Raw genomic sequence first — 14240 nt, forward strand, 5'->3', positions numbered from 1 at the left:
TACTTCTCCTACTTATCTTTTTTAGCTATTAATATAACATAATTTCCTTCTAACTCAACCTTAACTTCAACATCCTTTGAAATAAAAAATTTATTTTCATACCCTTCAACTTTTGAAGCCTCTTCAACTGCTTCTTTTACCAAATTGATTTTATCAGGATTTTTTACTTTCACAACATAAGCAGAAAATCCAAGGGGCTTATCTAATTGTGAATAGTCAACTTTACTTCTGATAAAATATCCATCTTCTAAATCTTCCTCAGTGAAGTCATATTTTTTATTCTCTGCAAAACTAGGATTTATGGTATATACTGACATGGGATCTACGTTCAATTCGGAAATATCATAATTTTCTTTGTGCTGATTATAAATAGTCATTGCCTTGTCTAAAGTTGTATCATCATTATATTCTGGTTTTACGGTTAAATCCAGTTCTTTAAAAGCTTTTTCAAACTCATCGCCTCTATCACCTTCATGGGATTCCACTGAGATATAGCATATAAAGTTTCCATTTTCTATAATATGAACACTTTCTTCCGATGGCGAAACACAAACTCCTGAATACATTATACCCTTCATGGCCTTTTTATATTTTTCAAAGTTCCTATTGTCCTTAAATTGTAAAACCGTTATATTCTGTGTAGAAGGCATCATCATAGGAACTGTGGTTGCTCCTGAAATATATCCCTCTACTTTAATCTCTTCTTGATTTTGAGCAAGCATATTCTGATAATTTAATTGTTGCTCCCCAGCTTTCTCATCTAATACATTTATTGTTTCATAAGGTTTAACTCCTACTTTATCGAACATCATCATAAGAACATCTAAGCTTGAATATTCATAGGCCATACCACCTTTATCATCTTGCCCAGTAGATGTATCACTACTTGTTCCACACCCACCTAGGGATACACATATTAATAATCCTAATAATACTGCTATAATTCTTTTCTTCATCTTAAAACTCTCCTTCTACTTTAATTGCTATTCATTATTAACGAATGCTTGACCCCCATTATAATTTGAGGACTAATCAATTAGACGTGGAAAAATAGAATTAGTTCCAAAAATTTTTAATTCTAAAATATTCCTCAGCAAAGCTTAAGGGACCGTCTTTTGAGACGGCCCCTTCATAATTGTTATACAAAATATCAATTATTATGATGATATGCCCTATGTAATGTTATATTCCATAATGAATCATCCATTTATCTTTTTTAATTGCTTCGGATATTTTTCCCCTTAGCATTTCGAGTTCTTTTGATTTGTGCTTGATATTTGCTTCGGTGATAATATCTAAAAAATATTTAAGGGATGTAGGCGGTATTAAAGTTATTCCATAATACGCAAGATCTTTAGAAGGTCTATTTGTATTATGGGCAAATGTATCAAGATACTTTATTTTATTTTTTAATCCATCATAGTATACTTCAGATAAAAAATCATCATCTACAGAAATACAATTATATTTCTTAGGTTCATACTCATCTTCATTATATTCTTCCAAAAAATCTATTATCCCAAATTCATGGTTACAAGGCATAAATCCCACTCCTATTAATTTCGAAAATTTCCATATGTATTTACAGCTGTTTTGACCTATTTGTTATGTTAATATGACATTTATTCACCTTCATAATAATCTACAGCTGTATCCTTTTTATAAAATGTACTAGATTCACCATTTATGATTATACCAACTTTGTCAGACCTAGGATAGAATACTAATTCAGGGGAATTAATGGTATCAAAATCTATGTAAACTAGGGTTTCTGTGGTGGAGGAATTAATTATTCTATGGGCTCCTCTTTCTGACGGTGGACAGACTATAACGTCTCCTGGGGAGATGGTTCTATTCCCATCAGGAGTTTCTAAAATTCCATTACCACTAATAATATAGAAAACCTCTTCATTTTTGTGATGATAATGATACGGGTAATTTGCTTTCTGTGGTGGAATTTCGTATATAGCAACACAACATTGATTTTCTTGGGTTCCCTTGGTTACTTCATATTTCTTGTACTCATAGGGCTCATATTCACATTTGTGTTTAGCTTCAATTAAACTTTTATTAGTTATTTTAATCCCACGATCATCCATTAAAAAACCTCCTTCATATAATATAGAAATTCCAGTCAAGCTATATTGATTTCCTCTGACCTAATTTCAGATGAATAAATAAGCTTTGTCATCTTTCTTTATGAAATAAACTCGTTGCTGAAATAATGAAAATAACAGTCAACAATACAAGCCTAAGCCAATCCATATAAAGCCAAAAATCACTTCCAGAAATTACACTTGGTGTAGTATTGTGTTCATCCACATATATTCCCATATTCCAGAAAAGTCTTAATGAAATTAACAAAACCATACCACTTAATATAAATACAATAAAAAGTTTAGATTTTTTCTTATCAATTCTTTTAATCATTTTCTACTCCTAAGACCCTAGTATTTATTGTCATATTACCTTTTCTTCAACCTTATAATGTGATATATCTCCTTGTAGAATAAAATCTCTACTCTCCTTTTTAATCTCTACAATATTTAAACATGTAGAATGCATAAAAGCTCCACTCCAAAAATCCTCTAAATTCTTATTTTCTAAATATGTAATAAGTGCCTTTAACACAACCGCATGGGTAACAATTAAGACATTTTTACCTTCGTATTTAGAAATGATTTTTTCTACTTCATTACTTACTCTATCTAAGACTTGCAGGAATGTTTCTCCTCCCAAAGGTTTATACAAATGAGGAAATTTCCAAAAGTTTCTATGTTCTTCTAACCAATATTTTTCAATGTCCTTATGTAACTGACCCTCCCATTGTCCAAGATGTATTTCTCTAAGATTATCATTGGGTATTATTTCAATATTTCTTTTTCCTCTAATAATTTCAGCTGTTCTAACTGCCCTTCCACTTGAACTTGAAATAATAATATCTATTTCGTCATTATTTAATCTTTCTCCAAGCCATGCCCCTTGTTGTTCCCCTAATGCTGTAAGTTTTGAATCTTTCTGTCCTTGCATTCTACCCTCTAGGTTCCATTCTGTTTGCCCATGTCTCGTTATATATAACTTTGCCATAATACTCTCCTTTAAATGATCGACACTTGAGTCTATCTTCAAGATATTTTGTTATATTATAACATATTAAGTCATTATTTACATAGAATGTTATATATTTATTGAGTAACACTTTAACTCAATGCAATCTTCACTTCAATCTATCATTCAATAAACTCAGGAACATTTAAGTCTTTTTTTGTCTCATTTACTAATTCAAAGAATCAAAATTTGCCATAAAAAAACCTCCCTATTCATTTCAAATTAAATGGGAGAATTTTTTATTCAACAAACTGCTCTGTTAACCAATCATCTGCTCTATCCTAAGCTTATCAGCAACCATAGCGATAAATTCACTATTTGTTGGTTTGCCTTTACCATTATGTACTGTATATCCAAATAATCTATTTATTGTATCTATCTTTCCTCTACTCCAAGCAACTTCTATGGCATGTCTGATTGCTCTCTCTACTCTACTTGGTGTAGTATTAAATTTTGTAGCTATATTAGGATATAATTCTTTAGTAACTGCACTTAGATACTCTATATTCTCAACAACCATTCCGATAGCTTCCCTAAGATATAAATATCCCTTTATATGGGCTGGAACTCCAATTTCATGAATTATATTTGTGATTTCTGCTTCTATAGAAACGTTTTTAGGCTGTTTATCAAGATTTGAAAAACTGTAATCATTTAATGGTCTTCTTCTCTCTACACTACTTTCATTATTTCCCATTAATTGTCTTATTCTCTTAATAAAGACCTCAAAATCAAAAGGCTTTACTACATAATAATCGGCACCAAGATTTATGGCTTTTTGGGTAATCCTGTCCTGTCCAACAGCAGAAAGAATTATAACTTTAGGAATCCTTGGTATATCTAAGGAGTGCATTCTCTCTAAAACACCCAACCCATCCAGATGAGGCATAATAATATCTAGAATCATAACATCCGGTGTGCTTTGTGATAGAATGTCTATAGCTTCTATACCATCCTTAGCAACACCTATAATCTCTAAATCCTCTTGTTTACTTAAGTATTCGTACAGAATATCGCAGAAATCTTTATTATCGTCTGCGATCAAAATCTTTATTTTTTCTTTCACAACAAAACCCCCTTATAATATGTACTAATACGCATAAATGTTGAATTCGACATAAATAATAAATATCCTTCTCTTTTTTTTTATTTTGGAAAAAAAACTGTAAGTTATATCCATTTGATAAATATTTTGTAGTTTTATAAATAAATTATTGAGGCATATAAAAAAGAATTAAAAGGACGAGTAAGATAACTTGTTTATTTTTGAATATGTTTAAAGCACTTTAAGTCTTTATAACTTAAAGTGCCCGTATTTTAGCTTGCCTTTCTAAATCTTCTATTACTAGATGGTATTCCTGATTCCTTTAGCATCCACTCTATAAATATTCCATATCCCTTTGTAGGATCATTTACAAATACATGGGTCACAGCCCCAATTAGTTTACCATCCTGTATAATAGGACTTCCACTCATTCCTTGAACTATTCCTCCGGTTTTCTTGAGTAAATCTTTATCTACTATTCTGACTATCATACTTTTATTGCTTATTTTTCTTTGTAAATTTATTTTTTCAATTATAACATCATATTCTTTAACATCATTATCATCAGTAGTTGTAAGGATTTTTGCTGGCCCTAACTTAATGTCATTTTGCATTGCAATCTCAATAGGATTGTCATATATTGGGTTCTTCATTTCCTTATACATTGTTCCATATATTCCAAAATTCGTATTCTTCTCTAATGCCCCTAGAGGCTCTGCTGTTTCTAAAAATATACCTCTTATTTCTCCTGCTTTTCCTCTTTTTCCTTGTTTTATAGAAACTACCCTTGATTTCAAGATTTCTCCTTTTCCCACGGGTAAAATTTTACCCGTCTCAGCATCGGATATAGCATGGCCTAATGCCCCATATATATTTGATTTTGGGTCGAAAAACGTTAATGTTCCTACCCCAGCTGTTTTATCCTTCACCCAAAGTCCAATCTTATAATCATTGTAGACCTTACTTTTAACAGGAGTGATCTTGCAATTGAAAACACTTTTATTTCTTTTAGCTTTCACCTTTATTTCATTTCCCTTGTTCTTATTGATGAGTTCAATGACATGATCTGCATTTTTTACTTTCTGATTATTTATTTCTATTATATTATCCCCAATTCTCAGACCACCATCATATCCAGGATTATATTTTTTATTATCTATACCTTCAATTTCCTCTAATCCTACTATTAATACCCCTTTAGTATTCAGCTTTACTCCTATTGAACTTCCTCCTGGCATTACTTTTAACTTAGGAAATACATCAACTGATAAATTTTTGATAGGCAATACACCTAATAATTTTATCTGAAGATTGGCTCTGCCCTTTTTAAGAGGTATTATTTTAATTTGATTTTTATTTAGCTCATTATCCTTCGCCACAGATATTTCTACGATTTCGTCGTCTTCGCTATAGGTGACTTTAAAGGGATACTTTATATTCAAAACCTTTCCTTCACCTTCAAAAACGTTTATTTCCGTTGGATAATATAAAAATCTTGCTATATTGAAAAAAATAAAACTAAAGGAAAAAAGTAGTATTGAAAGGGTTATTATTCTTTTGTATTTAAGTTTCAAATAAACCCACTCCCTACATTAATCACTCCCCATAAAAGCAATTTAAAAAACATAAATTTAAATTTTTGAAGCTGTGACTCTATTGAGGAAATTGCATAACTCTTACTTGGCTAAGCCTAATATGCAAATATCATCCTTAATTTAATTACTTAAGATATAAGCATATTTGATGGTGTATCTATTGGGATTTTAAAACTACATGTGGTAGATGATTTTTATAGAAAGTAATTATGCAATTTGCTCTATTAATAATTTAGCCTATTTCTGAATTCATTATTCTATATATGTCTTAACAAATTCTATCAATTTTTGGTGGATTTGAAATCTACTTATTTTTACCAAAATAAAAAAGCTGCAATCTAGGCAGCTTTAAAACACATTTAAAAATAAATATATATAAAATTTTATGGTATAGATTTCCAAAAGTTAAACTTAATTTATAAATCTCAAAATATCCGATGCTTCTAGGGATTTTTGATGTGTATAAATTAATTGTTTAACTGGAATATCTATACTATAAACCCAACATGGATTTTGATTTCAAAACAATTACTTTTCACAAATGAATAGCTAAGATGCTATATTTTTCTTTATATTATCGGCCATGTTAAGCATTTCTTTGGCATGATTTAGGGTTAGCTCAGTTATTTGATTACCACCAATTAGCCTAGATATCTCATTTATTCTATCCTTAGTATCCAGTTTATTTATAAGTGTTTTTGTTTCATTGTTTGAAACAATTTTTTCTATAAACATATGGCTATCAGCCATTACTGCAATCTGAGGCAGGTGAGTAATACAAATTGTTTGATGGGTTTTAGAAATAAGTGCTATCTTTTCTCCAACCACATTAGCAGTTTTCCCACTTATACCTGTATCTATTTCATCAAATATCAATGTACCTATATTATCAATTTTTGCCAATATAACCTTCATGGCCAACATAATTCTAGACATTTCACCACCAGAAGCTACCTTTGATAATGACTTCAATGGTTCTCCAGGGTTAGTTGATATCAAAAACTCAACCTTGTCTATACCGTATTTTGTGAAATATAGGCCATTATCTTTATGTAAATATGGAGTTATACTAACTTTAAACTCAGCATTTTCAAAATTTAAGTCCTTTAATTCCTGAATCATTTTACTTTCAAAATTCTTAGCTATCTTCTTTCTTTGAAGACTTAATCTATTACTTATTTCTATAAATTCCTTTTTAATGATTTCAATTTTTCCCTTTAAAGTTTTTATGGTATTGGCACTATCCTCTAGCTCTTTAAGTTCATTATATAATTGCTCTCTATATTCTAATATCTCCTCGATAGTATTTCCGTATTTTCTTTTTAAATTATTTATGGTATCAAGTCTTTTTTCTACTTCAAATAAAGCCTCTGAATCATAGGTAATGTTTTCTCCATATAGTCTCATATCAGTTGCAATATCTTGTAATCTATAGAATATATCTTGAAGGTCTTTATTAAAGTCCATTATGGCATCATCAAAATTTGCTATTTTCTCAAAATTTGCTAAAATTTCCGATAAAGCACTTGTTATAGATTGATTATCATTTAAGCCAGCGGATATTCTATCATAACTATCATGAACAATTGAAAATATTTCTTCACTATTTTTAAGCAAATCAAATTCCCTAGATAAGTCAGTATCCTCACCGATTTTTAAATTGCAAGAATCTATCTCTTCAATCTGAAACTTTATTAAATCTATTCTTCTTTCTCTTTCCTTATCATTTTGATCAATGGATTCTAATTTTCTTTCAATCTCTTTTAATTCATTATATTTTCTTTTAACCATTTCTAAATCCTTCAAAAGCACTTCATTCCCAAATAAGTCCAGCATATGCAGATGATTCTCAGTATATAAAAGGGATTGGTGTTCATGTTGTCCATGTATATCTATGAGCATCTTTGCAACTTTCTTTGCAAAGGCTAATTGAACTATTCTACCATTTATCCTAGAAATACTTTTGCCAGTTCCGAAGATTTCTCTATTTAATATAATAATATTATCTTCACAATCAATTCCGTATTCATCAAGGAGTCTCTTAAGCCTTTCATCATTAAAGGCAAAAACGATTTGTATTACGGCTTTCTGCTTTCCAGTTCTAACGTAATTTTTATTAGATTTGCCCCCCAATGCTATGCTTATTGCGTCTATAACAATAGATTTTCCAGCTCCAGTTTCTCCTGATAATACGTTAAAGCCTTCGGTAAAATTAATATTAACATTTTCAATTAAAACAAAATTTTCAATATTGAGTTCAAGGAGCATATGTATCCTCCATTCCCTATCTTATCAATTTATTAAATTCAGCGATTATTTCATTTTTATCAACAGTTTCACTTACCAATATAAATATTGTATTATCCCCTGCTATTGTACCTGTTATTCCCTTTAGTCCCAAAACATCAATAGCTTCAGCCGCAGCATTAGCTGCCCCACTAAGAGTCCTTAGCACAATAATATTTCCGGAATAGTCAATAGCTAAGACTGAATCCCTAAATATTTTTATAAGACGATCAGATATCATACTATCCTGCTGTTTTATGGCAGCATATTTATATTGTCCTGTTTTTGTTAAAACTTTAATTAATCTAAGTTCTTTAATATCTCTAGATACTGTTGCTTGTGTAACATTAAAACCGTTTTGCTTTAAAAATTCTGCTAACTCTTCTTGAGTTTCAACTTCATGATTCTCGATTATTTCAAGAATTTTTGCATGTCTTGAATATTTCATAAAACCCTCCCGGAAAAAATTTTTTTTATAGGAAAACCTTTTTATATATATTATACTACAAGAATTTACATTTTCCTTTTTTTTGTTTTATTTTTATGCAGTTACTGGAATATCTATAGTAATGCTACTTCAAAGATTAATAAATTTCAATGAAAAATGTACAAGCATTCATTATTCCGGTAAAATTCATCTTAAGTTTTGATGTAGCATGACTATAATAAGTCTAGCTTAGCTCATCATGGGCTTTCTCTACCACATCATAGGCCAACTTCTCGACATCTAAGGCTTCAATTGGGGGCTTATTAGAAACATATGCAAGAAATTCTCTATTCCCCTTTGGTCCCTTTATGGGAGAAAAGGTTAATCCATTTATAGTTAATCCTAATTCAATAGCAAAATTCAGTATTCTTTCGATAACTTCCCTATGTACACCTTTATCCCTTACTACACCTTTCTTTCCAACCTTATCTCGGCCCGCCTCAAATTGTGGTTTTATTAAAAATATTATTTCTCCCTTTGGCTTTAATAGCTTTTTTACAACGGGTAATACTATCCTTAATGAAATAAAGGACACGTCTATTGATGCAAAATCTATCTCATCTTCTATTTCTTCGGGCTTCACATAGCGTATATTGGTTCTTTCCATAGATACTACTCTTTCATCCTGCCTCAATTTCCAATCTAGCTGTCCATAGCCCACATCTACAGAATACACCTTTGAAGCTCCATTTTGAAGCATACAGTCGGTAAATCCGCCGGTGGATGCTCCAACATCCATACAAATCTTATTAGTGAAATCCATACCATATCTATTTATTGCCTTTTCAAGCTTAAGCCCACCTCTACTAACATAGGGTAAGGCTTTCCCCTTTATTTGAATATCTGCATCGTGGTCCACCTTCATCCCAGGCTTGTCTATAAGTAAATTATTAACATAAACTATTCCTGCCATAAGAGCTTTTTTAGCTTTTTCACGGGAATCAAAATGATTTCTATCCACTAACAGCATATCTATTCTGACTTTTTTTTCCATAGAATTCTCCTTATTTTTTTATCTGGGCTACTATATCCTTATATATACTCTCAGCATCTAAATTGTGATGCTTAAAAAGTTTTTCTGCATTTCCATGCTCAACGAATTTATCCGGGAAAGCATATACTTTAGTATTCCTATCCTTAACTCCGTTTTTGCTCAGCATCTCTAGTATTTGACTGCCAAATCCACCTATTTTAACATTATCCTCTAATGTAAATATATTGATAGTGTCCTTTATGCCTTCCAATATGGTAGCTTCATCAAGGGGTTTTACAAATCTAGCATTTATGACTGTACTTTCTATCCCATCTTTTTTAAGAAGCTTTGCTACTTCAAGAGCAGTAGCTACCATTTTACCTACCCCAATGATACATACATCCTTACCCTTGAATATGATCTCAGCCTTTTCATGGTATATATCCTCTATATTATTTTCTGTCTCTATCTCTTTACTTATGCCCCTAGGGTATCTTATAGCAATAGGGGATTTTTGAGAAAATGCATACTTCATCATTATTCTAAGCTCATTCCCATCCTTAGGTAAAAGAATTTTTAAGTTTGGTATATTGCTTAGATAGGATAAGTCAAATACTCCATGATGGGTCTCACCATCCTGACCCACTATACCAGCCCTGTCAATGCCAAAAACCACAGGCAAATTCTGAAGACAGACATCGTGTAAAACTTGATCATATCCTCTTTGGAGGAATGTAGAATAAACAGCGAACACAGGTCTTAGTCCATTTGAAGCTAATCCAGCAGCAAAGGTTACTGCATGCTGTTCAGCTATACCTACATCAAAAAATCTTTTAGGATATTTCTTGGAAAACTGACTCAGTCCAGTTCCCGATGGCATTGCGGCAGTAATTGCAACGATATCTTCATTTTCCTCAGCCAATCCTATTAGTTCTTCACCAAATATCTCGGAATATGTCTGTCCCTCTGATTTTTTTAATTTTTTACCAGTTTTAATATCAAAGGCACTAATACCATGAAATTTATCTGGATATCTCTCAGCAAATCCATATCCTTTTCCTTTCTTCGTGATAGTATGAATCAAAACTGGTCCCTTCATTTTTTTCGCTCTCTTCAAAACCTCCGTAAGTTCTTCAACATCATGGCCATTTACAGGCCCAATATATGTAAAACCAAGTTCTTCAAATAATACTCCTGGTACAAAAAAGTATTTTATTGTTTCCTTAGCTTTTTGTGCAGTCTTAACCACCGATTTACCTATAGCAGGAATTTTGCTCAATATCTGCTCAACATCATCCTTCATTTTATAGTAGGCAGGATCTGTCCTTAATCTATTAAGATATCTAGATAACCCCCCGACATTTTCAGAGATTGACATTTCATTATCGTTTAGAATGACAATAAAATCAGTTTCTGAATGTCCAGCATGATTTAGGGCTTCAAAGGCCATCCCCCCAGTTAATGCACCATCCCCAATAACTGAAATAATGGAGTATTTATTCCCTTTTATATCCCTTGCCATTGCCATACCTAATCCAGCAGAAATCGAAGTGCTGCTATGGCCGGTTTCAAAGCAATCATGAATACTCTCCTTACATTTTGGGAAACCACTTAATCCCTTGAACTTTCTAAGGGAATCAAATTTTTCTAGTCTTCCAGTAAGGATTTTATGTACATAGGCTTGATGTCCAACATCCCATACTATTTTATCCTTAGGGGTATCAAAAACCCTGTGCAATGCAATCGTGAGTTCAACAACACCTAGATTTGAAGCTAAATGCCCACCGGTTTTAGACACAGATTCTATCAAAAAATTTCTTATTTCCTTACTAAGCTTTTTAATATCCTCATAGCTTAATTTTTTTAAATCCTCCGGTGAGTTAATCTTTGTAATAAGCTTATACAAACCATTTCATCTCACTTTCTCTTATCTTTGGAGATTATCCAAAAACCCTTTTAATGAAACATAAAAATCCATATAGTTTTATTTTTTCTTCTTATTATCTGGCAATAAATCTATTTTCAAATTATTTTTTATCCAACAAAGAAATTGTGAAACCTTGTACACTATCTCCTTAGATTTTTTCAATGCTATCTCTTTTCCTAGGGCTTTTCCACCCACCGTAATAGCTGCCACAACTCCACTTAATATAAAGCTATAGTATACAGTATTGATACCACTATAAATTCTGCTTACTTGCACCAAAATTATTGCTCCAGCAGCACCACTTATAATACCTGCAATGTCACCTATAACATCGTTACAGAAATTAGATACTGGGCCAGCATTTTTTATTAATTTTATGGCGTATTTTGCAGCATCTATCTTCTGTGCAGCCATTGAATGAAATGGCTTTTCATCGGCTGTAGCAACTGCAATACCTATTAAATCCGAAACTATTCCTATAAATACAATTATGATTAAAATCATGAATGCCACAGAGATAGTTGTATTCCTAAGTAATGCCTCGGAAGCAGAACTCATAAAAACAGCCAATATAAAGGTTATTATTGTTATATTAACTACCCATTTTATATTATAGCCCCTTATATTTATAGCTTTATTGTTTTTCCCATTGTCTTTTATTTTCTTAGCCAATTTAAACACACCTTTTAGATGCCTCTATTTGTAAAATTTACTATCCTATATTCAAAAAAACTGATAGCTTATGCCATCAGTTATAGACAACCAATTATATAGGTTTATTACCTACACTCTCTATAATCAGTTATTCTTATTTTTCACTTGAGGGCAATATATTAAGTAAACTTTGCAGCTTAGGTCCAGTAGGATTTCCCATATAAGTACTGTTCCGTTGCCGGATCAGCGGTTTCCCTTTAAACCCATATTTATATTGTCGCCAAATATAAAACTAGATTACCACTAAGTCTGCACTATAATCCTTAATATATCTCCACCTAGGAACAGTCTAGGAGTTTTCCTCAACAGGCAAGCTAATTCCTAGCCTCTTTTGCAGCATAGGTTTAGGATACAATTGCATCCATTTTATGGGCCCATAAAACAGATTTCTTTACATATCCGTCTACCTACCCCACTCAAGGCAGGCTACACTGCACGTAGCAGAAAAACCACCACATTGCAGGTTCATCCTAAATTACAAAATATAATTTAGGTCTCCGCGGAAAGAGGGTCAACGCCCACATGCCATTGTGGATCGCCCCCAGATCCTTACTCCCAGCATAAGCCCCCGACTGGGCGTCGAAAGCCAATACCAGGAACTTCATCGATGTGCCCTTTGACGGATTTTTAGCCCCGCCTTCAAAATTAGTAGCTCTGACTAGAATACTGCACCACTCAAGTGCAGATGACATTATAACATAAAAATTTAAATTTTTCAAATGTAATATTTAGCAATGAACCCTTTAATCTTTTAAATCATTAGATTAGCAATCACAATCCCTAAAATCGCACCAGCAAAAACCTCTACAGGGGTATGACCTACCAATTCTTTTAGCCTCTTTTCCTGTATATGTTTATCCCTATGATTATGCATATCTTCTAACATTCTATTTAATATTATGGCTTGCTTACCAACTGCTCGTCTGACTCCTGCTGCATCGTACATTACAATCAACGCAAATACCAAGGATATTGCATATGAAACTGAATCCCAACCAGTTTTGAGTCCCACTGAAGTAGATAATCCCATTACAATAGATGAGTGGGAACTCGGCATACCACCGGAACCTACAAATCTATATAAATCAAATTTTTTCTGAGTCAAAAGAGTAAGGACAACCTTTAACGCTTGTGCAATAAACCAGGAGGTAAGGGCCACATTAAATACTTCATTTTTCATAATTCCATTAAAAAATGTCACTTGATTTCCTCCTTAATAATCTCTATCTTCTAAATATTTAGCCAGCCCCCTTAAAAATTCAGCCTTTTCACCAAATATTTCCAAGGATTTACGACTGTCTTCTATCAATCTAGATACAATTCTTCTTGATTCTTCTATTCCATATAGTGATGGATATGTGGATTTTTCATTATATACATCGCTTCCAACTTTTTTCCCTAACTTTTTTTCATCCCCTATTACATCAAGTATATCATCAACTATTTGGAATGCTAGTCCAATACATTTACCATAGTTTTGTAGTTTTTCATACTCATCTTCTGTAGCCTCACCAAGCATTGCCCCAGCATTAATTGCAGCTTCAAGCATTACGGAGGTCTTATGATGATGGATAAAATCCAGGGTCTGTGCATCGACTTTCTTTCCTTCACATTCCAAGTCCACCACTTGACCACCAATCATCCCATTAACTCCAGAGGCCTTAGAAATAATCTGCATAGCCTTTACCCCTTTATGGAGGAGATGGGGATTTCGATCTATTTTGTCAATCATGGTTTCAAATGCAAGATTCAAAAGACCGTCCCCTGCTAAAATAGCAATTCCTTCACCATATACCTTATGATTAGTAAGTTTGCCTCTTCTATAGTCATCGTTATCCATGGCTGGTAAGTCATCATGTATCAATGAATATGTATGTATCATTTCTATTGCTAAAGCAAATTCTACGGCATCATTTATATTACCACCTAACATCTCGCAAACCTCTAAAAGTAGTACTGGTCTTAATCTCTTTCCTCCGGCCTTTAGACTATACTCCATTGATTCAAACACAGTTTGCTGGAGTCCGCTTTTATTTTCAAAACATTGGCATATTTTTTTATCTATTTCAGTTTTTCTTTGTAAGAGCTGTGATTTAAAGTCCATT

At 32.4% G+C, this 14240-nt stretch carries 14 protein-coding genes; all 14 read right to left on the reverse strand.

Annotation, left to right across the window (positions count from 1 at the left end; translation table 11 throughout):
* Positions 1 to 8 precede the first annotated feature (8 nt).
* Positions 9 to 956 (reverse strand): hypothetical protein, encoded by a 948-nt coding sequence (locus N4A68_13205; protein MCT4565256.1) that lies wholly within the window; start codon positions 954 to 956, stop codon positions 9 to 11.
* Between the two features lie 226 nt (positions 957 to 1182).
* A complete protein-coding gene (locus N4A68_13210) occupies positions 1183 to 1542 on the reverse strand; it encodes a hypothetical protein (GenBank protein MCT4565257.1) in 360 nt (119 codons plus the stop codon).
* An 80-nt stretch (positions 1543 to 1622) separates the two neighbouring features.
* Complete coding sequence (locus N4A68_13215) at positions 1623 to 2099, reverse strand: cupin domain-containing protein (GenBank protein ID MCT4565258.1); 477 nt, start codon at positions 2097 to 2099, stop codon at positions 1623 to 1625.
* 88 nt (positions 2100 to 2187) lie between these two features.
* Entirely contained in the window at positions 2188 to 2430 is a 243-nt protein-coding gene (locus N4A68_13220; GenBank protein MCT4565259.1) for a hypothetical protein, read from the reverse strand.
* A 30-nt stretch (positions 2431 to 2460) separates the two neighbouring features.
* Positions 2461 to 3087, reverse strand: coding sequence for a histidine phosphatase family protein (locus tag N4A68_13225; protein ID MCT4565260.1), 627 nt, complete (start codon positions 3085 to 3087; stop codon positions 2461 to 2463).
* A gap of 280 nt (positions 3088 to 3367) precedes the next feature.
* Positions 3368 to 4174 (reverse strand): sporulation transcription factor Spo0A, encoded by an 807-nt coding sequence (gene spo0A, locus N4A68_13230; GenBank protein ID MCT4565261.1) that lies wholly within the window; start codon positions 4172 to 4174, stop codon positions 3368 to 3370.
* Positions 4175 to 4425: 251 nt separating this feature from the next.
* Positions 4426 to 5727 (reverse strand): SpoIVB peptidase, encoded by a 1302-nt coding sequence (spoIVB, locus tag N4A68_13235; protein MCT4565262.1) that lies wholly within the window; start codon positions 5725 to 5727, stop codon positions 4426 to 4428.
* Positions 5728 to 6297: 570 nt separating this feature from the next.
* The gene (gene recN / locus N4A68_13240; GenBank protein MCT4565263.1) at positions 6298 to 8016 is read right to left on the reverse strand and encodes a DNA repair protein RecN; all 1719 of its coding nucleotides are present in this window, start codon (positions 8014 to 8016) and stop codon (positions 6298 to 6300) included.
* 16 nt (positions 8017 to 8032) lie between these two features.
* Positions 8033 to 8482, reverse strand: coding sequence for an arginine repressor (locus tag N4A68_13245; GenBank protein MCT4565264.1), 450 nt, complete (start codon positions 8480 to 8482; stop codon positions 8033 to 8035).
* A 223-nt stretch (positions 8483 to 8705) separates the two neighbouring features.
* The gene (locus N4A68_13250; protein ID MCT4565265.1) at positions 8706 to 9515 is read right to left on the reverse strand and encodes a TlyA family RNA methyltransferase; all 810 of its coding nucleotides are present in this window, start codon (positions 9513 to 9515) and stop codon (positions 8706 to 8708) included.
* Positions 9516 to 9525: 10 nt separating this feature from the next.
* The gene (gene dxs, locus N4A68_13255) at positions 9526 to 11400 is read right to left on the reverse strand and encodes a 1-deoxy-D-xylulose-5-phosphate synthase (protein MCT4565266.1); all 1875 of its coding nucleotides are present in this window, start codon (positions 11398 to 11400) and stop codon (positions 9526 to 9528) included.
* A gap of 78 nt (positions 11401 to 11478) precedes the next feature.
* On the reverse strand, positions 11479 to 12093 hold the full coding sequence (locus tag N4A68_13260; GenBank protein MCT4565267.1) for a hypothetical protein: 615 nt from the start codon (positions 12091 to 12093) through the stop codon (positions 11479 to 11481).
* 793 nt (positions 12094 to 12886) lie between these two features.
* The gene (locus N4A68_13265; protein MCT4565268.1) at positions 12887 to 13336 is read right to left on the reverse strand and encodes a divergent PAP2 family protein; all 450 of its coding nucleotides are present in this window, start codon (positions 13334 to 13336) and stop codon (positions 12887 to 12889) included.
* Positions 13337 to 13348: 12 nt separating this feature from the next.
* The gene (locus N4A68_13270) at positions 13349 to 14239 is read right to left on the reverse strand and encodes a polyprenyl synthetase family protein (protein ID MCT4565269.1); all 891 of its coding nucleotides are present in this window, start codon (positions 14237 to 14239) and stop codon (positions 13349 to 13351) included.
* Position 14240: the final 1 nt, after the last annotated feature.

This window comes from Maledivibacter sp. (genome assembly GCA_025210375.1).
Classification (GTDB): domain Bacteria; phylum Bacillota; class Clostridia; order Peptostreptococcales; family Caminicellaceae; genus JAOASB01.

What these genes read in the sequence shown, in the direction of transcription:
- N4A68_13210 (MCT4565257.1), bottom strand. Translation starts at nt 1,542, where the DNA reads ATGCCTTGTAACCATGAATTTGGGATAATAGATTTTTTGGAAGAATAT.
- N4A68_13270 (MCT4565269.1), bottom strand. Translation starts at nt 14,239, where the DNA reads ATGGACTTTAAATCACAGCTCTTACAAAGAAAAACTGAAATAGATAAA.
- N4A68_13220 (MCT4565259.1), bottom strand. Translation starts at nt 2,430, where the DNA reads ATGATTAAAAGAATTGATAAGAAAAAATCTAAACTTTTTATTGTATTT.
- N4A68_13250 (MCT4565265.1), bottom strand. Translation starts at nt 9,515, where the DNA reads ATGGAAAAAAAAGTCAGAATAGATATGCTGTTAGTGGATAGAAATCAT.
- N4A68_13205 (MCT4565256.1), bottom strand. Translation starts at nt 956, where the DNA reads ATGAAGAAAAGAATTATAGCAGTATTATTAGGATTATTAATATGTGTA.
- N4A68_13245 (MCT4565264.1), bottom strand. Translation starts at nt 8,482, where the DNA reads ATGAAATATTCAAGACATGCAAAAATTCTTGAAATAATCGAGAATCAT.
- recN (MCT4565263.1), bottom strand. Translation starts at nt 8,016, where the DNA reads ATGCTCCTTGAACTCAATATTGAAAATTTTGTTTTAATTGAAAATGTT.
- N4A68_13215 (MCT4565258.1), bottom strand. Translation starts at nt 2,099, where the DNA reads ATGGATGATCGTGGGATTAAAATAACTAATAAAAGTTTAATTGAAGCT.
- N4A68_13225 (MCT4565260.1), bottom strand. Translation starts at nt 3,087, where the DNA reads ATGGCAAAGTTATATATAACGAGACATGGGCAAACAGAATGGAACCTA.